This is a genomic window from Streptococcus oralis (genome assembly GCF_023110055.1).
GTDB lineage: Bacteria > Bacillota > Bacilli > Lactobacillales > Streptococcaceae > Streptococcus > Streptococcus oralis_BY.
This window is the reverse complement of the sequence record NZ_JALDVG010000001.1, coordinates 108,286-128,369: the sequence shown is the minus strand read 5'-3', so window position 1 is coordinate 128,369 and position 20,084 is coordinate 108,286. Positions and strand designations below refer to the sequence as shown.

The 20,084-nt window shown below is 40.0% G+C and carries 17 protein-coding genes and 2 pseudogenes; all 19 read right to left on the bottom strand.

Annotated features, from left to right (window positions below):
* Positions 1-10: 10 nt before the first annotated feature.
* The 19 genes and pseudogenes from ileS to pbp2b all read right to left on the bottom strand — a co-directional run bounded on the left by ileS (position 11) and on the right by pbp2b (position 19,951).
* Positions 11-2,803: an isoleucine--tRNA ligase gene (gene ileS, locus M1G01_RS00710; protein ID WP_247930914.1), complete on the bottom strand. Its 2,793-nt coding sequence runs from the start codon at positions 2,801-2,803 to the stop codon at positions 11-13.
* A gap of 251 nt (positions 2,804-3,054) precedes the next feature.
* Positions 3,055-3,849 carry a DivIVA domain-containing protein gene (locus M1G01_RS00705; protein ID WP_247930913.1) on the bottom strand — a complete coding sequence of 265 codons (795 nt, stop codon included), beginning with the start codon at positions 3,847-3,849 and terminating at the stop codon, positions 3,055-3,057.
* 16 nt (positions 3,850-3,865) lie between these two features.
* Complete coding sequence (locus M1G01_RS00700; RefSeq protein ID WP_247930912.1) at positions 3,866-4,120, bottom strand: DivIVA domain-containing protein; 255 nt, start codon at positions 4,118-4,120, stop codon at positions 3,866-3,868.
* 8 nt (positions 4,121-4,128) lie between these two features.
* On the bottom strand, positions 4,129-4,920 hold the full coding sequence (locus M1G01_RS00695) for a YlmH family RNA-binding protein (protein ID WP_247930911.1): 792 nt from the start codon (positions 4,918-4,920) through the stop codon (positions 4,129-4,131).
* The gene (locus M1G01_RS00690; RefSeq protein WP_247930910.1) at positions 4,917-5,177 is read right to left on the bottom strand and encodes a YggT family protein; all 261 of its coding nucleotides are present in this window, start codon (positions 5,175-5,177) and stop codon (positions 4,917-4,919) included. Before M1G01_RS00690 ends, M1G01_RS00695 begins: the two co-directional genes overlap by 4 nt.
* The gene (locus M1G01_RS00685; RefSeq protein WP_000053366.1) at positions 5,177-5,707 is read right to left on the bottom strand and encodes a cell division protein SepF; all 531 of its coding nucleotides are present in this window, start codon (positions 5,705-5,707) and stop codon (positions 5,177-5,179) included. The genes M1G01_RS00690 and M1G01_RS00685 overlap by 1 nt, the downstream gene beginning before the upstream one ends.
* A gap of 9 nt (positions 5,708-5,716) precedes the next feature.
* Positions 5,717-6,388, bottom strand: a complete 672-nt coding sequence (locus M1G01_RS00680; RefSeq protein ID WP_001049616.1) for a YggS family pyridoxal phosphate-dependent enzyme — start codon at positions 6,386-6,388, stop codon at positions 5,717-5,719.
* 3 nt (positions 6,389-6,391) lie between these two features.
* Positions 6,392-7,648, bottom strand: coding sequence for a cell division protein FtsZ (gene ftsZ / locus M1G01_RS00675; protein ID WP_247930909.1), 1,257 nt, complete (start codon positions 7,646-7,648; stop codon positions 6,392-6,394).
* 16 nt (positions 7,649-7,664) lie between these two features.
* On the bottom strand, positions 7,665-9,035 hold the full coding sequence (ftsA, locus tag M1G01_RS00670; RefSeq protein ID WP_247930908.1) for a cell division protein FtsA: 1,371 nt from the start codon (positions 9,033-9,035) through the stop codon (positions 7,665-7,667).
* A gap of 236 nt (positions 9,036-9,271) precedes the next feature.
* Positions 9,272-9,976, bottom strand: a complete 705-nt coding sequence (locus tag M1G01_RS00665; protein WP_001055268.1) for a YwaF family protein — start codon at positions 9,974-9,976, stop codon at positions 9,272-9,274.
* 197 nt (positions 9,977-10,173) lie between these two features.
* Positions 10,174-10,494: pseudogene (locus tag M1G01_RS00660) on the bottom strand (NUDIX domain-containing protein); the annotation flags it as partial.
* A gap of 30 nt (positions 10,495-10,524) precedes the next feature.
* A complete protein-coding gene (locus M1G01_RS00655; RefSeq protein WP_247930907.1) occupies positions 10,525-10,905 on the bottom strand; it encodes a hypothetical protein in 381 nt (126 codons plus the stop codon).
* Between the two features lie 23 nt (positions 10,906-10,928).
* Entirely contained in the window at positions 10,929-13,172 is a 2,244-nt protein-coding gene (locus M1G01_RS00650) for a S8 family peptidase (RefSeq protein ID WP_247930906.1), read from the bottom strand.
* Between the two features lies 1 nt (position 13,173).
* Positions 13,174-14,208, bottom strand: coding sequence for an ATP-binding protein (locus M1G01_RS00645; RefSeq protein WP_247930905.1), 1,035 nt, complete (start codon positions 14,206-14,208; stop codon positions 13,174-13,176).
* Between the two features lie 112 nt (positions 14,209-14,320).
* Positions 14,321-14,641, bottom strand: a pseudogene (locus M1G01_RS00640) (NUDIX hydrolase N-terminal domain-containing protein); the annotation flags it as partial.
* Positions 14,628-16,001: a UDP-N-acetylmuramoyl-tripeptide--D-alanyl-D-alanine ligase gene (locus M1G01_RS00635; RefSeq protein WP_247930904.1), complete on the bottom strand. Its 1,374-nt coding sequence runs from the start codon at positions 15,999-16,001 to the stop codon at positions 14,628-14,630. The gene M1G01_RS00635 and the pseudogene M1G01_RS00640, both read right to left, overlap by 14 nt.
* A gap of 84 nt (positions 16,002-16,085) precedes the next feature.
* Entirely contained in the window at positions 16,086-17,129 is a 1,044-nt protein-coding gene (locus M1G01_RS00630) for a D-alanine--D-alanine ligase (protein ID WP_247930903.1), read from the bottom strand.
* Positions 17,130-17,301: 172 nt separating this feature from the next.
* Positions 17,302-17,898: a recombination mediator RecR gene (recR, locus tag M1G01_RS00625; protein ID WP_000966754.1), complete on the bottom strand. Its 597-nt coding sequence runs from the start codon at positions 17,896-17,898 to the stop codon at positions 17,302-17,304.
* Between the two features lie 10 nt (positions 17,899-17,908).
* A complete protein-coding gene (pbp2b, locus tag M1G01_RS00620; RefSeq protein ID WP_247930902.1) occupies positions 17,909-19,951 on the bottom strand; it encodes a penicillin-binding protein PBP2B in 2,043 nt (680 codons plus the stop codon).
* Positions 19,952-20,084: the final 133 nt, after the last annotated feature.

Sequence of the window (20,084 nt, the reverse complement as noted above, 5' to 3'; positions counted from 1 at the left end):
TCTAATCTGATTATTTGGCTTCAAATCCTTCTGCGACAGCGTCCGCAAAGTTTTCTTCTACGATGCTTGCACAGTGGTCACAGATAACTGCATGGTAGCTACGTTCTGCAGTAGTTGGATCGATACGACGGCAACGGTCACATACTTCACCTGCAGCACGTTCAACTGTGAAGGCTACATCTTCAAAGCTAACGGCAGCTTCCGGAGCTTGTCCTTCTGCGATGGTCAAGTCTGACACGATTAAAAGTTGAGCTACATTGCTATTTACTGCTTCGAGTAGAGTTTTCACAACTTCATTTGGATAAACTGTCAAGTGAGCTTCAAGTGATTTACCGATTACTTTGGCATTACGAGCCTCTTCCAAGGCTTTTTGAGCTTGTCCACGGAAGTCCATAAAGGCAGCCCATGTATCTAAGATTTCTTCTTGGTTAGCAAAAGTTTCTGCTTCTGGCAATTCTGACAATTGAACGAAGTCTTCTGTTTCAAACTCAAGGTATGACCAGATTTCTTCCGCAGTGTGAGGAAGGATTGGTGTCAAGAGTTTCGTAATTTTGACAAGAATGTCATAGAAGACAGTCTGCATTTGATGGCGTTCCAATGATTTGGCACCTTCGATATAAACAACATCTTTGGCAAAATCAAGGTAGAAGGCTGACAAGTCAACGTTGATAAAGTTCACCAAGGCCTTGTAGATTGTCAAGAATTCAAAGTTTGCGTAAGCATCACGAATGGTCTTAACAAGCTGGTTAAAGCGAATCGTCATGTACTTATCAACTGAACGAAGCTCATCGTAAGCTACTGCATCCTCAGCTGGGTTAAAGTCAGATGTATTAGCAATCAAGAAACGAAGAGTGTTACGGATTTTACGGTAAGATTCCGATACTTGGCTAAGGATATCCATTGAGATACGAACGTCATTGCTAGTATCTACACTTGTTACCCAAAGACGAAGAATTTCAGCGCCAAATTGTTTCTCAACATCGCTAGGCAAAATAGTATTTCCAAGAGATTTGGACATCTTTTCATCCTTACCATCAAGCGTAAAACCTTGAGACAAGATTTGTTTGTAAGGTGCTACGCCATGGTTGGCAACAGATGTAATGAGTGATGAGTTAAACCAACCACGGTATTGGTCAGAACCTTCTAAGTAAAGGTCTGCTGGGTAAGTCAATTCTGGACGGTTTACAACAACCCCATTCCATGATGAACCTGAGTCAAACCATACGTCCATGATGTCTGTCTCTTTCTTGAACTCGCCATTTGGTGAACCTGGGTGAGTAAATCCTTCTGGCAAGAGGTCCTTAGCATCACGTTCCCACCAAATGCTTGAACCATGTACTTCAAAGAGTTGAGCCACATGTTCAATGGTTTCAGCAGTCATGATAGGTGTACCATCTTCAGCGTAGAAGATTGGTAGTGGAACACCCCAAGCACGCTGACGAGAGATAACCCAGTCGCCACGGTCACGGATCATATTGTAAAGACGGACTTTACCCCATTCTGAGTGGAACTTCACTTTTTCAATTTCGTCCAAGATTTCTTGACGGAATTTAGAAACTGAGGCAAACCATTGTGGAACTGCACGCCAAATGATTGGTTTCTTGGTACGCCAGTCAAATGGGTATGAGTGAGAGATTTCTTCTTGGGCAAGGAGAAGACTACCGAGTTTTTCGATAACAGTTGGGACAACCTTATCATAGAATTGGCCTTCAAACTCAGCACCAGCATTGGCCATCATGATACCACGTTCGTCAACAGTCACTGCGACTTCAAGACCATTAGCAATACCAACATTGTAGTCGTCCTCACCAAAACCAGGGGCTGTATGGACAATACCAGTACCAGAATCAGTCGTAACGTGGTCACCAAGGATAACCAACTCATCTACAGCTGTATCCCATGGGTGGACTGTCACGATCTGGTTGAGTTCTTGTCCACGGTAAGTTGCCAAAACTTGAACATCAGCCCAGCCAAATTTCTCAGACAAGCTAGTCAATAATTCTGCAGCAACCACAAACTTACGAGTTTCACCAGCTGGTTGAACGACCACGTAATCAATATCCGCTCCAACTGTCAATCCACGAGAAGCAGTGATGGTGAATGGAGTGGTTGTCCAAACAACGATGTAAGTATCAGTATCTAGGACACCTTTTCCATCTTTGACACGGTTAGCATAGTAAAGGGAAGTTGAAATCAAGTCATGGTATTCAATTTCCGCTTCTGCAAGGGCTGACTCAGAAGACCATGACCAGTAAACTGGCTTTGCACCACGGTAGATATAGCCTTTTTTAGCCATCTCACCAAAGACACGGATCTGAGCTGCTTCATAGTCTGGAGTCAAGGTTACATAAGGATTTTCCCAGTCCCCAGAAACACCCAAACGTTTAAAGTCTTCCCGTTGTTTATCTACTTGAGAAAGAGCATACTCGCGGCAAAGTTTCAAGTACTCAACCAAGTCCATTTCTTTACGTTTCACGCCCTGTTTTGCCAAGACTTGCTCGATTGGCAATCCATGTGTATCCCAACCTGGGATATAAGGAGCGTAAAATCCAGACATAGACTTCGAACGAACAATGATATCTTTGGAGATCTTGTTCATAGCGTGTCCAACGTGGATATTTCCGTTTGCATATGGAGGACCATCATGTAAGGTGAAATGCGGTTTTCCTTGGTTCAATTCTTGACGACGTTGGTAAAGTTTTGCTTCTTCCCATTCTTTTTGCCAAACTGGTTCTTTGGTTGGAAGACCAGCACGCATAGGAAAGTCTGTTTTCCCTAGATTGAGGGTTTCTTTAAGTTTCATTGTTACTCCTTTAATTTAAAATGACAAAATAAAAACCACGATTCGCAAAAAGGACGAAAATCGTGGTACCACCTTTGTTCGAAAAAAGACAGGGTCTTTTTTCCTCTTTTCCCGTAACGTGGGGGACGTCCAGTCTTACTGTTTTCGGACTGGATTCATTGAGAGGATAATCTAACCACTAGGGATTGCAGGACTCTCACCATCTCCCGCTCGCTGAAAATATAGTTGGTTGGATCTTGTTCTCACATTTTTTATAGGATAAGAACAGATTCTTTATTTGCATCGTTCTCAGTTGCCGCAGTAGCTTCTACTTCAACTGACTCTTCATGCTGGACAAGTTCTTCTGTATGTTGATTTTGTTGGGCTTCGAATTCAGCCAATTCTTTATTGCCAGCCTCGATACGAGCTTGCAATTCAGCAACCTCTTCTGGTGTGAACTGACGAGTCATATCAATTGGTTCTTCCTCTGGTTGTAAAGATACTGATTCACCAAGAACTTCACCAACCACCTCTTTAAAGGCTTCATCACTTGTCTGAAGGTAAGTAGCTGTTGGGCGAAGAATATCTTCCCAATCAGATGACTCGACAATAGCCAATTGACTTTCAATCGTAGACTTGAGGCGTTGATGGAATACACGACTCTTGTTCTTCAACTCTTCTGTCTCAACGGCAACTTTCTTAGCATTATCTGTTGCCTGACGAAGAATTTCGTTTGCCTTGTATTTCGCTTCTTCGAGCAAACGCTGAGCGTCTTGTTCAGCTTGTTGAATAATATTGTTTGAACGTTCTTGAGCAGCTTGTTTGACACGCTCAGCAGTATCCTGGGCAATCAAAACTGATTGGCTCAAGGAATCCTTCATTTCATCAAAGTAAGACAAACGTTCTTCTAAATTTTTGATGTGCGTTTCTTTGTCGTGATTGCTACGAACCAAGTCTTCATAATCACGAACAACGATATCAAGAAACTCATCTACTTCTTCTGGGTCAAAACCTCTAAATCTTGTACCAAAGGTTTTATCTTTAATTTCTAACGATGTAATTGGCATACTTTTCCTCACTTACTTAATAAAAAATAGAATCATTAATTGCTTCTGGTTCTTGCTCGCTTGTTACTGTTCTCTTAGGAATATCATTCGTATAATAGGAAAGACGTTCTTCTAGTTTTTTGATATAGAGTTCAGTTTCATCTTTGTATCGAGTCATCTCCTCTAATTCAAAGTAAATCTTATCTAGAAAGAGGTCAACTTCTTCCTGATTGTAGCCTCTGAATGTTCTTGAGAAAGCTTTATCACTTATTTCTTGTGGTGTAATCGACATATTTTTTCTCACTTGCTTAAAAGTAGCCGGACTGTTAGTTTTTTCTTATCCTTTTTGGTCTGACCAATGTCTTTGACAACTTTCAAACGACCAAACTTTCTCACACTGATCAAATCTCCAACTGCAACCTGGTAATCAGTTTTTTCAACCACATGATAATTTACCTGGACAGATTTTTTCTCTATCAGTTGACTAGCTTGGTTTCTAGATAATTTCAAGGCACTTGATAAGAGGGCATCCAATCGAAAACTCGAAACTAAAATTTCTCGTTCTCTATAGTCAATTTTAGATATAATCCTATCGGTAAAAGGACGTTCCTCCAGCGATACAGGAAGTCTGCCAATCTTTCTTATTCCATCCTGAAAAAGAGGAATGAAATCACGATTGACAAAAATCTGTGCTCTCTTTTCATCTACCAAGATATCACCAAATAATTTACGGTCAATTCCTAGTTGGTTGATGATTGTTCCCAATATTTTTCTATGACTCAGTTGCTCAAACTTACTCGGATAGCAAATTTCCAACAAGGCCATTTCAAAGTCTGATATCTCCGGTTCAAAGTAATCTGGATAGAGAAGAACTCGAACCGACTCTGTCGGAAGAAAATCACCACTACTTTGGCAACCCAGTCCATATGTCCCAGCTAGCACCCTCAAGATCTGTTCCTGATGGGGATTGATAAAAGGAGTAAGTACCGACGCATATGTATCTTCTACCCGCTTGATCCACTCTAAACCCTTATCAATAAAGGGAATATCATCTTGGGAGAAATGCTGATAAATGGCTCGATTTGCTGTCATAGTAAAAGTACTAGTCGTGTTAAGAGATTTCCAACAAACTGAATCAGAATCAGGGCCGCCCAAACCGTAAAATCAAGACCAGCAAATTGCAAATTGAACTTACGAAGGGGCTCGATAACTGGGCGAGCAAGTCTGATGACTAAGCGACCTAGTTGGCTTTCATAGGCATTTGGAAACCATGAAAGAAGAGCAAATGCAACGAGAATGATGGAGTAAATGCTAACCGCATTTTGGATTAAATGGACTAAGAAAATCATTATCTTGCTCTATTTCGTTTAATATCAAAACCAAACTCAGCGCTTTGTGATTCATCTGGAAGCTTGATATCTTCAATATTCACGATAACGTTGACAGGAGTCAATAGGTACATCGTGCTCGCAACTTTTTTCATATTTCCAGCCAAGACATGGCGGGCTCCATCCAAGTAATCAAGGCAACGACGGGCTTGAACCTCTGTCATATATTGGAAGTCAATCAAAATACTTTCATTTCCAGCCAACAAATCTACAATCTCAGTTGCATCTTCATATTTTCTTGGATATCGAACGTCAATTGTCACTTTCTCATCTGAACGATGGCTTTGCATTGCCAATTCTTGCTGACGCGCATGAAGACGAGTAATATTTGCATCTTTTGCTGATCCTGACTGAGCAGGTGCTGGTAATTCTTTAGAAGATGAGATGGCTGGGCTAACTGTTTCCTCTTGTTGAGTCTGGTAGTTAGTCGTTTCTTCTCCGTCTTCTGTAAAATAATCTATAAATTTATCGAATCTATCTTTTAAAGACATAGCTCTCTCCTATTTAAAAAATGCTGTACCGATTCGAACAAAGGTTGAGCCGAACTGAATCGCTTCTTTAAAATCACGACTCATTCCCATGCTTAGCTCCGTCATCGGCATATTAGGGATTTGTTTTTCTCTAATTTCTGCTTGCAGAGCCTGCGTATCCTTGAAAATTTCTTTCAATTCATCACTGTCTGCCTCAAAAGGAGCCATGGTCATTAAACCAACATACTCAATCTGATCTAACTTAGCCAATTCTGGCAAAAGTTCTAGCAATTCTTCTTTTGAAAACCCATGCTTGCTTTCTTCCCCAGAAATATTGACCTGCAAGAAACACTTGATAACATGATCTGTTCTCTTTTGAATTTCCTGGGCTAACTTCAGGGAGTCTAAAGCATGAAAGTAATCCACATATGGGATTACTTCTTTCACTTTCCGTCTCTGTAGTGTTCCTATTAAATGCCAAGTAACTGGGTAATCTTTCAAGGCCTGATATTTTTCTAAAAATTTATCGACTCGATTTTCACCTATATGACGAACACCAAGCGGAAGCAAGGCTTCCGCTGTTTGTACATCTACATACTTTGTCACTGCGATTACTGAAACAGCATCTAGAGCACGGTTGGCTTCTTGACTAGCATCAGCTATTTGCTGAAAAACTAATTCAGTATTTTTTTTCAAATTCATTGATTAACGATTTTTGAAGAATGGAGGTGTATCCAATTCATCTTCATCTTGTGAAACTGGTGTTTCGAAGCGTTCTACTGGTGAAACAACAGGATCTGTTTGGCGAACAATTGACTCACGACGCAAGTCCCAGTCTCCAAAAGCAGATGCTTGGTTTGTTTCAAAGCGACGAGGGCTTGATTTAGGCAATTCTGCTGTTTCTTCCAAGTCGAATTGACGGTCAAATGTGTGTGCTTGTGGAGCTTTAGTTGATGGGTGTCCAACTGGTTGGTTGTTACGAGCTCCAACTACTTTTTCCACGCGCTCTTGACGAACACCTGTCGCTACAACAGTAACACGGATTTCATCCTTCATGCTTTCATCAATTGATGTTCCAAGCCAGATGTTTACACCTTGGCCAGCTGCTTGGTTGACGATTTCTGAAGCTTCTTCTGCTTCAATCAAAGTCAAGTCAAGACCACCAGTAACGTTGACGATGACATCCTCTGCACCATCGATAGTTGTTTCAAGAAGTGGAGAGTAAATTGCTTTACGAGCCGCTTCAACAACGCGCTCTTCACCACTACCGATACCGATACCCATAAGGGCATTCCCTTTGTTTGCCATTACAGTTTTCACGTCAGCAAAGTCAAGGTTAATCAATCCTGGGTTCGTGATCAAATCAGTGATCCCTTGAACACCTTGGCGAAGGACATTATCTGCTTCGCTAAGAGCTTCAAGAAGTGGTGTTTTCTTATCAACAATTTCAAGCAAGTTGTTATTAGAGATAATCAACAAAGTATCAACATGCTCGCGAAGTTCGTTGATTCCTTCTACAGCGTACTGACCACGTTTGCTTCCTTCAAATCCGAAAGGACGTGTCACGACACCAACTGTAAGAGCACCAAGATCTTTAGCGATACGTGCAATAACAGGGGCTGCACCTGTACCAGATCCACCACCCATACCAGCAGTGATAAAGACCATGTCTGCTCCAGTGATAGCTTCCGTCAAAGCTTCTTCACTTTCTTCTGCAGCTTTACGTCCAACTTCTGGACGACCTCCTGCACCCAAACCACGAGTCAATTTTGGACCAAGTTGGATAACTGTTTCTGCTTTCGTACTGCTAAGGGCTTGTACATCAGTGTTGGCTGCGATAAATTCTACACCAGCAACACCCTCGTCAACCATGCGGTTGATGGCGTTACCACCACCACCACCAACACCAATTACCTTAATAACTGCGCCTTGAGCTGCTGCTGTATCAAATGAAAATGTCATAATTTCTTATCCTCTTTTATTCATCAAACATGCTTCCGATCAAACCACGGAAACGTTCTGTTAGCTTCGGTTTACTTTGAGAACTTGCTTGGAATTCTTCCTTGGGAGCAACTGGAGCTTCCTGCACAGTTTCAGCTGGAGCTGCTTGTGCTGGACTTGGTTGCGCTACTGGATTCAAACGTTGATTTGGAATGCCAAAGTTGATTGGTTTTTGACGAAGGAATTCATCTCCTTTAACTGCTTTTTGAGCAAGAAGATTGACTTCAGTCAATTTACCAGCAAACTCAGACAAACTAATCACGTGCGCAAATGCAGGGTTGCGAATTCCAACTTGATTTGGTACATAGAGTTTTACGCGAACACCAAATACTTCTTGGGCTAATTCAACAATTCCTGGTAAAATTGCATTTCCACCGATAAGGACGATACCTCCTGGCAAATCCAACAAGTGTCTTCTTTCCAACTCTTGTTTGATTTGGTCAAAGATATGTTTGATGCGTGCTGAGATAATTTCTGCCAAGTAGTTTTCTGTTACTTCAACAGGTTCTACTTCACCAATTACTTCAACTTGGAAAGTTTCGTTACTTGCTAGTGGAACGTAAGCTTCACCATAGTTCAGTTTCAAACTTTCTGCAATTTTTTGAGATGTTTTCAAGACTTTAGAAATGTCTTTAGTAACGTAATCTCCACCTTCTTGGTAGATGTTAGTGAACTGCAATTCTTGGTTGCGGATAGTCGCTACAGTAGTCTGACCTCCACCCATGTCAATGACAGTCGCACCAAATTCGCGTTCGCCTTCATTGAGAACGGAGTTCACGATTGCCAAAGGTGAAATAATCACATTATCAACATGAATGCCTACACGCTCAACTGTCTTGCGAAGATTGTGTAGAATCGTACGAGGACCTGTGTAAAGCAGACCACGCATTTCCAAGCGGACACCCATCATACCACGAGGGTCACGAATTCCTTGGAAACCATCCACGATGAATTCTTCTGGAATAAAGGTAATCACTTCACGATCAGGAGTCATGCTCTTAGTCAAAGCTGATTTGACAACATTTTCAACATCTTGATCCGTGATTTCTTTGGTATCTGAAGTTACAGGAATCATTCCTTGTGTTGGTTCAACCTGCAAGAGGTTTGCTGGAAGGCCAACGTTAACAGACTTAATAGAAATACCAGCTTTCTCTTCTGCCTGTGTGATTGCGGATTTGATTGCTGAAGCAGCTGCTTCAATATCAACAATAATTCCGTCTTTTACACCTTTACTTTTGGCATTGCTAACACCAATTACATTTACTTCGCCATCTCTATGCTCAGCTACTAGCACTTTAATCGAGCTAGTTCCGATATCTAAGCCTGTAAAAAAACCATCTCTAGTCATTACATCGCATCCTCTCTGTCTTCCAAGTTTCTCACTTCTATTTAATAACTATGTTTGGGCATAGCTATTCAAAGAATATTATAACACAAAAAATCCAATCGTGCTTAGTTTTTGATAAAATTCCTGCATGTTTTTTGAGAAAATTCTAGAAAAATTCTTCTTCTAAGAGATTATTTGAAGTTAACGTTCACAATTTCCTTTCTGTTTCTTAAAAATCCAAAAAAGAGAAGATCATTTTAGATCTTCTCTTGAATAAATTCTTCCGATTTTTGTTGTAAAAAATTTTCTACTAATTTCCCTGTTAAGCGAATTGCTATCACGATAACAGTCGAAACAATGAGATAATTTAAGGGCTGGCCAAAACTTCCAACAAGTGGTGGTTTGTTTAAAAATCCATAATCTCCACCTACAACTAAGTTAACAACCCATATCAAGCCATTTAAGGCAAAGGTAATCACCGCCACATTCTTCAAATCAAGAAGGGAAGGTTGATAGTTTCTAAACAAGTATAGGAGCGCATTTCCTAAAAGAGCAACATGTCCGATAATGAAAGACAAAATGGTCACGTGTGGAAATGGGTAGGGATCAAAGAGTGGGTAAGCCAGTGCCGCTGTTGCTCCAAAAGTTCCTAAAAGGGCAAAGTATTGTTTGTACTTGGATGTCCCTGGAATCAAGAGCATTACAAACATGGCGATACGGCAATGATAGAAGGGCAAACTTTCTGATAGAGGCATGAGATTGCCCCAATACCAGCTATACAGAACAATCAGTTGAACAGACTGAAGAATCTGAATAAAACGCTGGTAAGCAACTTTGTCGCGAAAACGATAAGAAGCATAGAAAGTAAGAGCCAATAAACATAACAAACCAATGTACCAGTGAAGTTCAAACTGGGGCGGTTCTGATATCTGTGTGGTAAATAATTTATCCCACAAATTCATATTCTATTCCTCGTTCATCTAGCTAGAGGCAGTAAAAAAATTCACTCCCCCCAGCTTTTAAATTTTTTGAAAAAACTTGATTCTATGACATGCATAGAATACTTGAGTCCTAAATTCGCAACCTATTATATCATTTGTATTGCAGAAATGCACCTTGTAGATACCCTTTTTTGATTTGTCAACTTCTCTAGCATAAACTAATCAACATATTGGTCTCTTTGTCCTTTATAAACTTGCCAAAGAATCTCCATTTGCTCCTTGGTGATGCGTTTTTCAGATAAGACTGGCAATTGGTCAATGGCAAAAAATTGAAGCTCAGCAATTTCTTGATTCTCTTGAAATTGTCCATCAAGAAGTTGGCATTCAAAGACAAACTTTGCATATTGTTTGCTCTGTAGTTGGAAACGATTGGTGTCAAAAACTGCAAGCAACCTTTCAGCTTTTGCTGTAAAACCAGTTTCTTCTTCAATTTCCTTAAGAATATTTTCGGTTGGAGAATATCCGACTTCACCAAAACCCTCTTGTGTCAAGTATGTGCCATATTTTATTTACTTAGCGTTACCATAAACTTCTCTTAAAAATGGAATTAAAGTTTTCTTATTCCATTTTTTCTGTAAGGCTTTTCTACTGTATACTCTTTTAATTCCTAAGTCATCTCTAAGAACAGATATAAGGTATTTCTTTTTATTTCGTTGCCATATCCAATATCTATAGTAGTATTCTTCTCCTCCACCGATTTCCTGATCTAGTGTCCTGTAATTATATTTTTTTACAATATAGGAGTCTTTCTTATAATTATCAACCAAGAATCCAACAATAATCATTGCTAATATACAGACAACAAGTACGATTCCATATCTCAAAGTAATCTCTTTTATCTGATTGATATCTAACCTATTATAATCTTCTATTATCACTAGTTTTTGCATATTTTATCTCCTGAAATATTTTATTATTCAAATTCAATTTCTTCATTTAAGCTATTATACAACTCAACTTGTGATTCAACTTGTAATCTATTAACAAGCCAACCTCGTAATTCGGCTTGTTGAATAAAATCTTCGATTCTATTGACACCATTCAACTCCTTTAGAGTAACAACTACTCCAAAACGAATACCATAACCATCTCCAATTTTTAACCGTTCAATTGTTTTTACACTCATTCCCCATTGAGGATTAGAAGGATTCCGAATCGGCTTAGCTTTTTTACGAGAAGAGAATTTTTCTCCTAAATGCTTGACATTGTCCCATTTCCTAAAAATATTTCGTGCCGACTTTTCTCTCACATATCCTGGTGCATTTTCAGAATATTGATTGTCGTTATTAATTGTTTTGATGCCTTTCTTATCTAAAACTCCCAAACTAAGTTGCATTTCCGTATTAGTATAGTCAACTCCTTGATTTCTAGAACACTTTGGGAAATAGCACATAGTTGCCTTTGCTACATAAGGATAGTGTTCTTTAGAAATTGGAACTGGGAAATCATAATTATAAGTTTCATATGCTCTAGAAACGTCTGAGACTATAAATTTAATTTCATCATCAGGTGTAGACAAAATATCTTCTATTTTGATTGGCACAATCCCATATCCAAGTAAAGAAATGTCTGCGAATGTTTTTTTATCATTCCATGGTATCGCTGAATCAATTAATAAAGCCTTTGCTTCTTCACGACTTAATCCCATAATATGAATGAGGTAAGCCATTTTTCTAGCAATAAATGGAGCTGCAAAACTGGTCCCAGCTACTCGAGCCAGCCCTAGTGGTTCACAAACATTTATGAAGTCTCCGTTTCCCCCACCATAGTATGAAACATCAGGTTTGATAAAGAAAGACAGGACAACTCCTTCGCGTGAATAAGAAACGACTTGATTGCTAAAATCAACAGAATTTACAATAATTGAATTGAGTGAATCTGCTGGTGCTCCAATCTTTTTTCGTTTTCCATCAGGGCCTATTCCATTAGTCCCTGCAATAATGAAAATAACATCGTTATCAAATTGAATCTCATCTAGCAACGAACCCTCTACAGAAATAAAGTTTTCCCTAATTTCATCATTTGATCCAAGCGAAAGGTTCCAAACCTTAATATCAGGATTTTGAGACACAATCTCTCTAATCTGTTTGATAATTGTGAAGGAGTTGAAACCACTCTGTAAAGATATCCCAAAATGTCTGACTCTAAATCTTCCACATCCGTCATCTAGTTTTGGATTCAAACTAGCTCCATCTACTATTAACGAGGAAACTGCTGTACCGTGCTTATAGTCTTGACTTCCTTTGCTAATGTCTGGTGAAATCAAATCACGATACTCTACCCACTCATTGAAATAAACTCTATCATCAAACAACGTATCGATGACACCAATAATAGGTTCATTAGTTGGAAAAGGGAGATTATTATAAAAAGTGTTCCCATCATTATAAAAATTCTCTGGTGACAGGGTAGAAAAATCTTCTACTATCATTGATACTAGATAAGGTGCTTTTATCAGTAGTAACTCAATATTTTTTTCGTCAAGTAAAACAGTGGTCTGGTCCATGATGTTAGATTCTGAAGCATCAATATCAAGTTGTTTAAGTAATGTTAAGAGATTAGTTTTTACATCGTAGATTGTTACAATAGAATTGCGTACAGTAGACATATCTGCCTGTTCAACACCAAATTCTTTGACAAAGCAAGCGTCTCTTAAGTATTGTTTGAATTTTGATTTCGACAGACCATACTTAGAATAATCAATTTGATTAAATTTTGAAGAGTCGGAGAACACCGTACTCGTCATGGGAGCACTAGCAAAAAAATCTTTGAATATTGTTATAACTTTTTTAGTATGCTCAATTGTCTTATCTAACACTTCCTTTGAAATGTAGTGTGTAATAATATGCCTACTCCTATCATTACTAAATTTTGCACCCACAATCGTTTCATTTGGAATTGCATTTCCGCCACCCACATTAAAAAAACCATCAATACGATTGCTCTTTGCTAGAACACGATTATAATATACACTAACAAGTACTCCATCAATGATTGTGTTATTAGACCAATATTCTTTTACTAGTTCAAGGGATGTATAAAGTTCATTTAAATGGTTTAGCGTAACAATAGAATCTGCGGGAATCGTTATCGGTCCTCTCCCCTTTGCTGACTTTGGTGTAAAACTTTTACCTCGTAATGTCAATAATGTATTCATTTTAATCCTCGCTTAACTCTCGTGATACACTACTCTTAGAAACACCTGTCAAAATCTCAATTTCTCTAACAGTAAAACCTAGCTTCGATAATTTAGAAATAGATAAATTTCTACCATTATGCAAACTTCTTAGCAGACGTTTTTGATAATCATGCGGATCTGATGAATCACTAAATGCCAATGACGTTCTTATCGAGTTTCTCAAATCACCAGGATTCGGAATTACATTGGCACTATTGATAATTTTTTTAAATAATTTTAGATCTCTAGCTACATTCTTAAATTGCTTTAATAACTCATTTAAAATAATAGTAGCTACTTCTACTTTATCTTCATCAGTATAACGGTCAAAGTCAATTATGGCATCGAATCTTCTCGTAACTGCTTTATCAAGATTTTCAAAAAGATTTGTTGTTGCAATTAATACAATTTCTGGTGACAGCCTATCCAACTCCTTTAAAAAGGCAGAAGTCACTCGTCCCATTTCTCTTAAATCATTCTGATTAACCCTATCCAACACTATGGAATCAATTTCATCAAAAAGGATGATATAATTTTGCTTGAAAGGAAGATTATTGATTTCATTAAAAAGAGTTGCTAAGTTTTTGACTGTTTGCCCTAGCTTACTATCTACTAAGTGACTGAAATCTACTACAAGTAATTCCTTGCCAATAAGTCTAGCCACCTGCTTTACACTTTCAGTTTTTCCAGTACCTGGAGATCCCACAAATAAAAATTTATTTATTCCAATATGATGATTGACAGCGTTTATTATTCCTTTTAAATCATTCATAATTGAAAGAGGCAATGGGAGAGGACCAATATCTAGTTTAGCAGGAGTCAAATACTCACTAGAATTTTCTATTTGTGGCATGAATCTATCACTTTGAGACATTAACCCCATAATATATTGTGCTAATTGTGTATCACCATGTTTATTGAAGTTCCGAGCAATTGCTATGGATTGATTTCTAAATTCTGTCTCTCGGCCCTCATAATGATACTTTATTAAATCAAGAACATCTGATTTTTTCATGATTCATTCCTCCTTATACAAATAATACTATATTTTTGGGACAAAATCAATTGTTTTGGGACGAAATTAAAAAAGAATAACCTTAAAAGGATATTCTTGTAATGCAAAACTATATCAGATTTTCCCTGACACTCTTTCCGCCACCTGGCAAAGCCCAACTATCCTCCCCTTTTCCTCTAACTAAACAGACTTTTTCATCCTCAACAATCCAAGCACGGACGTCCATCAGAGGAGTTGCATAAACGGAAGTCGGTTTCATGACTTCTGCTACTTCTTCTGCATCGAGGTCTGATCCCTGATTCAACATTTCAGATAACAGGCTTCGCAAGTCCTCGTAACGCTCACGGTTGAAAGGATCTTTTGTAAAGGTTAATCCAGTATCCGTAATGGCTAGCATTCTTTGAAGATACTTAGCAAAATCACTTGCATTCATTTTCTAAACTTTCTACCAACTCGGCTAGATTCATGGAGTTAGAGCCTTTAAGCAAAATTTGGTCATTGGCACCGAGACTTTCCTTAACCTGCTTGACTAGGTCTTCAAATTGGTCCTCGTCAGCTGTTTTCTTGAAGTAGAAAACGTGACCGATTGGGAACATTTGACTAGCCAGCTGGCTTAATTCGGCAATGTCTTCTCCATAGAAAATAACGGTATCCAGCACATCTGGAGAAAGGCTCAAAATCATCTGATTATGGAGTTGAACAGACTGGTCACCGAGTTCCTTCATGTCTGCTAGTACAGCAATTTTCTTGCCTCCTTCATTGGCTGGAATAGCCGAAAAAGTCTCCAAAATCAACTTCATCGCTGTTGGATTGGCATTGTAGACATCTGACAGGATATCTGCTCCATTGGCAGCTTTCTTCCACTCGGTACGGTTACGAGTCAATTCAAGATCTTGGAAGGCCTGACAAATCTGTTTCTCTGAAACTCCTTCTTGTAGAGCCACATAAGCAGCTATCATAGCATTGGTGGCATTGTACTTACCAGTCACAGGCAAATAGAGGGCTTGCTCCAAGAAATTGGCCTTAAAGGTCAGACTGTCCTTACGTTCAATCAAGTCTGTAATTTCCAGCTCTGCTCCTTGACCAAAACGAACCACCTTTTTATCAGTAGGCAAGTAGTCCTCTACAATAGAGTCAACTGGCGCCAAAAGTAAAGAACCTGAAGCCATACCATCTGCAATTTGCATCTTCCCTTTAGCAATCTCCGAACGATCTTTGAAAAAAGCCAAATGAGCTTCTCCAACCAAGGTCACGATGGCTGTCTTTGGGTGAGCTAATTCGGACAAGAGATGGATATCTCCCAAGTGATCCTGCCCCATCTCCAAGACCAACTTTTCTGTCCCCTCAGGCATATGGAGAACCGTGTAGGGAAGTCCTATCTCGTTATTGTAATTGCCTTGTGTCTTGTAGGTCTTGTAGGTCGTTGACAATAAATGCGCCAACATATCCTTGGTCGTCGTCTTACCATTTGAACCTGTGACAGCAAAGACATCAACAGCCGTTTTTTCAAGATAGTAAGCTGCGAGGGTTTGAAAGGCAGACAACACGTCGTCTACTAGAATGTAGGGATAACCTTCTACTTCCTTCTCAGAGAGGGTTACTGCTGCACCATTTTCAAAAGCCGTTTCGATAAAGTCATGACCATCACGCGCACCTTTAAGTGGCACAAACAAATCACCTGGTCCAATCAAACGACTGTCAAATTCAGCTTTTTCTAACTGAACGTCCGCAAAAAGACTAACATCATTTTTAGCTCTAACAGCTTGGGCAATTTCATGGATCGTTAATTTCATTTCTACTCCTTTAAAAAGGGTTGAAGTCCAAGAACTCTAGTCACCATGCAGTGATAGTTCCGGCTTCTACCCTCTCTTTCATTTTTATAGCAAATGCGCTTCGCGCTTGTCAAAACTTTGCTTAGCAAGGTCAACTAAACGCTCGATTAGTTCTGGGTAGCTGATTCCCATATTATCCCAAAGTAGTGGATACATAGACCACTGGGTAAAACCTGGCATGGTGTTAAGCTCGTTTAGGAAAATCTCGCCCTTATCTGTATAGAAGAAATCACAACGAGACAGACCGAGGCCACCGATTGCACGGAAGGCTGTTTCTGCATTTCGACGCATGACAGCTACCACATCATCACTGATCTTGGCTGGGATGTCCATGGTAATCTTGTTGTCAATATACTTGGCATCATAGTCATAAAAGGCAACATCCTTGACCACTTCACCAGGAAGCGTACTCTTCACATCATAGTTGCCCAAGAGACCAACCTCAATTTCACGCGCATTCACCCCTTGTTCTATCAAGACACGGCTGTCATATTGGAAGGCAAGTTCCAAGGCTTGACGGAGTTCTTCTTGATTTTCAGACTTAGAAATACCGACACTAGAACCCATGTTTGACGGCTTCGTGAAGACTGGATAAGTCAATTTTTCTTCAACTTCAGCGATTTTAGCAGTCACATCATCACCTTCGACGATGGCTACATAAGGAACTTGGGCAATCCCAGCAGACTCCAAGACACGCTTAGTCGTGATTTTATCCATGGCAAGACTAGATGACAAGATATTGCAGCCGACATAGGGCATTTTCAAAACTTCTAAGAATCCTTGAACAGAACCATCTTCTCCCATCGGACCATGAAGAACTGGAAAGACTACTGCACCTTCTTCATAGATGGCACTTGGCGCTACTTTCTTGTCCCAGTCAATAGTCGCATTGGTCATGAGACGGTCTTCTTGACCTGGAGTCTGGCTAAATTCCTGTGTTTTGATAAAGTTACCTGACTGGCTGATGAAGAAAGTCTTGACTGTGAAACGGTCGTAGTTGACCGCACGCATCACACTTTCAGCTGAAAGGACAGAGACTTCACGCTCTGCACTACGCCCACCGTATAAAAGAATAATCGTTTGTTTCATATTGCTTGTCCTAATTCTAATAGAATACTCGTTCTTTAGTATATCATATTTGCTTCTTTTTTGAAACTTGAACATGGTACTAGAATTCAAGAAACATAAAAGAGACCTATAACATCAAAGTCGGTCTCCTTAATTTTCTTATGAATAAATTTAGTCCGTAAATTGTCTACTCCTACAACTCTGTCCGATTTTCAATGGCTCGTAAGAGTGTGACTTCGTCCGCATACTCGATATCTGCTCCCACGGCTAGTCCTCGTGCTAGGCGAGTGACCTTGATGCCAGCTGGCTTGAGGAGACGAGAGAGATACATAGATGTCGCTTCTCCATCCGCTGTCGCATTGGTTGCCACGATCACTTCTGAAACCTCACTATCCATAAGACGGGTCATGAGACTCTTGAGGTTGATATCGTCTGGGCTGATACCATTCATCGGAGAAATGAGGCCGTGCAAGACGTGATAGAGTCCGTGGTATTCTTGGATGTTTTCCATAGCAGCCACATCGCGACTATCCTCTAGCACCAAGATGGTTGTCTGGTCTCGAGTCGGGTCCGTACAGATCGAGCAAGGATCATCATCCGTTAAACGGCCACAGATGGAACAATAGGTCAATTCCCGCTTAGCAGACAGGAGATTTTTGGCAAATTCATTGACATCATCATCAGACATTCCAATGGTATAGAAGGCTAAGCGGGTAGCCGTTTTGATTCCGATACCTGGTAACTTTGAATAGCTATCAATCAGCTTGGCAATAGGTGTTGGATACAGCATAAGTTCCTTTCTAATTCATTGGATGGTGTTGGTGATAAAGATTGATAATGTCGCGTGCAATAGAAGGTCCGACACCGTTTGTAAGGTTGGTGTTATGAGGAAAGACGACTGCGACTGCGATTTGGGGATTTTCGGTCGGTGCATAGGCGACTGCGTTGGTATTATTGGCTTTTTGACCGCCATTAACGTAACTTTCGGCAGTACCCGTTTTCCCACTGATGGAAACGGCTGCGCCATTTGAAAAGGCACGACCAGTTGTCAGAGCACTCGTTCCATGCGAAACTTGATAGAAACCTTGCTGCAAGATAGCCATATCTGATTCTGAAATATTGACCTTGTTTAGTTCCTTAGTGGCTGTTTCTTGAACCAGACTACCTAAGCCACCTTGGTCATTGTTTCCATAAACCCCTTCAACGATGTGAGGAGCCAAACGTACGCCATTGTTTGCAATGGTTGCGACATACTGGGCTAGCTGCATCGGTGTGTAGTTGTCAAACTGACCAAAGGAATTATTGATATAGTTCCCCAAATCAAATTCTTTTGGCGTAAATCCTGTAGATTCATCTGGGAGGTCAATCCCTGTTGAAGCTCCGAGTCCATATTCCCCAAAGGTTGATCGCAATTTGCCCATTGCAGTCTCTAACTGTCCCGTTGCGGCCACCATATTTGGTGTGTAGGTTTGTCCCATGATTCCTAGCGCAGTTTGAACCATGTAAGCATTAGAAGAGTATTCCAAAGCCTCAACTGCTGTGATAGGGAAAGAGCCATAGGACAAGGTATACCATGAATTGATAGGGGCCGAACCTTGGAAAACAATCGGCTGGTCTGTCAAGGTTTGATTACCTGACAAGACTCCATTTTCCCAACCAGAGCTGATGGTCGCTGCCTTAACGACAGATCCTGGCACAAAGACATTGGTTATCGTTCCAAGCGAATCTGAACTTAATTTTCCGGATTCGACATCATGCTTGACACCCGACATGGCCAAAACTGCACCGGTTTTAGGATTAAGAGCTACAGCGTAGACTCCTTCAGAGTATTTGGCTCCGCCATTGCCCAACTCTGAGTTGAAGTAGCTCTTGAGTAGGTCATCTACACCATTCTGGAAAGTTAGGTCAATCGTTAGTTTGATGTTGTTTCCTTTGCTTCCTTCTTCGACATTTTCTACACTTTCCATATTTCCGTGTTTGTCAAGGTGGATTTCCTTGACGGAGCGTTTGCCTTGAAGAACATCTTCATATTGCTTTTCAAGATAGGAAGTTCCCACTCGGTCATTGAGAGAATATCCTTTTTTCAAATAAGCGTCCACTTCCTCCGCTGGAAGACCTGATTTTTCACTTGATACACTACCTACAATTGAAGACAAAGAAGTGTCTAGGACTTTTCTATCCCATGAGGTTGAAATACTGATACCTGGTAATTCCTTGGATGCTGATGCAACGAGAGCAACTTGGGTATCATTCAAGGCATCCGTAGAAATGGTTCCTGTCGCAAAATTTTCAACGGCATTGAGCTGACTAAAGAGATAGATTTCCTTTTTCTGGTCATCTGTATAATTGAGTTGACTCACGTCAATACTTTCAACTGCATTATTGTAGAGAGTTGCTTCTGATAAACGATTTCCATCTGAATCCAGGCGTTTATCACTTGGCAAGGATTCGACTGTTTTTTTGTAAACGTCCTGGTCCGCCAAGTAGTAGTCTGCAATCTGACGGTCTGTCAAATTAGGGGAGGTTACATTCACATATGTGAGAAGTTTCTTGGCTGTCTCCTTCAATTCTGCTGCTGTCATTTTATTGTTTCGGGTGAAAGAAACAACCTGCTTGACAGTGTTTTCTACCAAGGGTTTCCCTGCCGCATCATAGATCTGTCCACGAGCTGAACTGGTTGTTACCCTTGTCTGGCTGGCTGAGGCCAATTTTGTTTCATAGAAATCTTTATTGAGCACCTGCATGTATAACAATCGACCAATAATGGCCATAAAGAGCAGGATGACAATCGCAAATAGTAAATTAAGCCGAATAGGAATCGAATGGCTATTGAATTTTCTCATACAACTAAGACTCTTTTCTAGAAAAATTTCCGATTTTCACCTTTATTTACATATAAAATAATAGAGCAAACAGGTAATGTTCAGTACATTTCATTGTACCATATTTTACGGAGAAACTCTTGGAAAAGTCGAA

Excerpts from the sequence above, each read along its gene's own strand:
- ileS (WP_247930914.1), bottom strand. The coding sequence starts at position 2,803 with ATGAAACTTAAAGAAACCCTCAATCTAGGGAAAACAGACTTTCCTATG.
- M1G01_RS00705 (WP_247930913.1), bottom strand. The coding sequence starts at position 3,849 with ATGCCAATTACATCGTTAGAAATTAAAGATAAAACCTTTGGTACAAGA.
- M1G01_RS00700 (WP_247930912.1), bottom strand. The coding sequence starts at position 4,120 with ATGTCGATTACACCACAAGAAATAAGTGATAAAGCTTTCTCAAGAACA.
- M1G01_RS00695 (WP_247930911.1), bottom strand. The coding sequence starts at position 4,920 with ATGACAGCAAATCGAGCCATTTATCAGCATTTCTCCCAAGATGATATT.
- M1G01_RS00690 (WP_247930910.1), bottom strand. The coding sequence starts at position 5,177 with ATGATTTTCTTAGTCCATTTAATCCAAAATGCGGTTAGCATTTACTCC.
- M1G01_RS00685 (WP_000053366.1), bottom strand. The coding sequence starts at position 5,707 with ATGTCTTTAAAAGATAGATTCGATAAATTTATAGATTATTTTACAGAA.
- M1G01_RS00680 (WP_001049616.1), bottom strand. The coding sequence starts at position 6,388 with ATGAATTTGAAAAAAAATACTGAATTAGTTTTTCAGCAAATAGCTGAT.
- ftsZ (WP_247930909.1), bottom strand. The coding sequence starts at position 7,648 with ATGACATTTTCATTTGATACAGCAGCAGCTCAAGGCGCAGTTATTAAG.
- ftsA (WP_247930908.1), bottom strand. The coding sequence starts at position 9,035 with ATGACTAGAGATGGTTTTTTTACAGGCTTAGATATCGGAACTAGCTCG.
- M1G01_RS00665 (WP_001055268.1), bottom strand. The coding sequence starts at position 9,976 with ATGAATTTGTGGGATAAATTATTTACCACACAGATATCAGAACCGCCC.
- M1G01_RS00655 (WP_247930907.1), bottom strand. The coding sequence starts at position 10,905 with ATGCAAAAACTAGTGATAATAGAAGATTATAATAGGTTAGATATCAAT.
- M1G01_RS00650 (WP_247930906.1), bottom strand. The coding sequence starts at position 13,172 with ATGAATACATTATTGACATTACGAGGTAAAAGTTTTACACCAAAGTCA.
- M1G01_RS00645 (WP_247930905.1), bottom strand. The coding sequence starts at position 14,208 with ATGAAAAAATCAGATGTTCTTGATTTAATAAAGTATCATTATGAGGGC.
- M1G01_RS00635 (WP_247930904.1), bottom strand. The coding sequence starts at position 16,001 with ATGAAATTAACGATCCATGAAATTGCCCAAGCTGTTAGAGCTAAAAAT.
- M1G01_RS00630 (WP_247930903.1), bottom strand. The coding sequence starts at position 17,129 with ATGAAACAAACGATTATTCTTTTATACGGTGGGCGTAGTGCAGAGCGT.
- recR (WP_000966754.1), bottom strand. The coding sequence starts at position 17,898 with ATGCTGTATCCAACACCTATTGCCAAGCTGATTGATAGCTATTCAAAG.
- pbp2b (WP_247930902.1), bottom strand. The coding sequence starts at position 19,951 with ATGAGAAAATTCAATAGCCATTCGATTCCTATTCGGCTTAATTTACTA.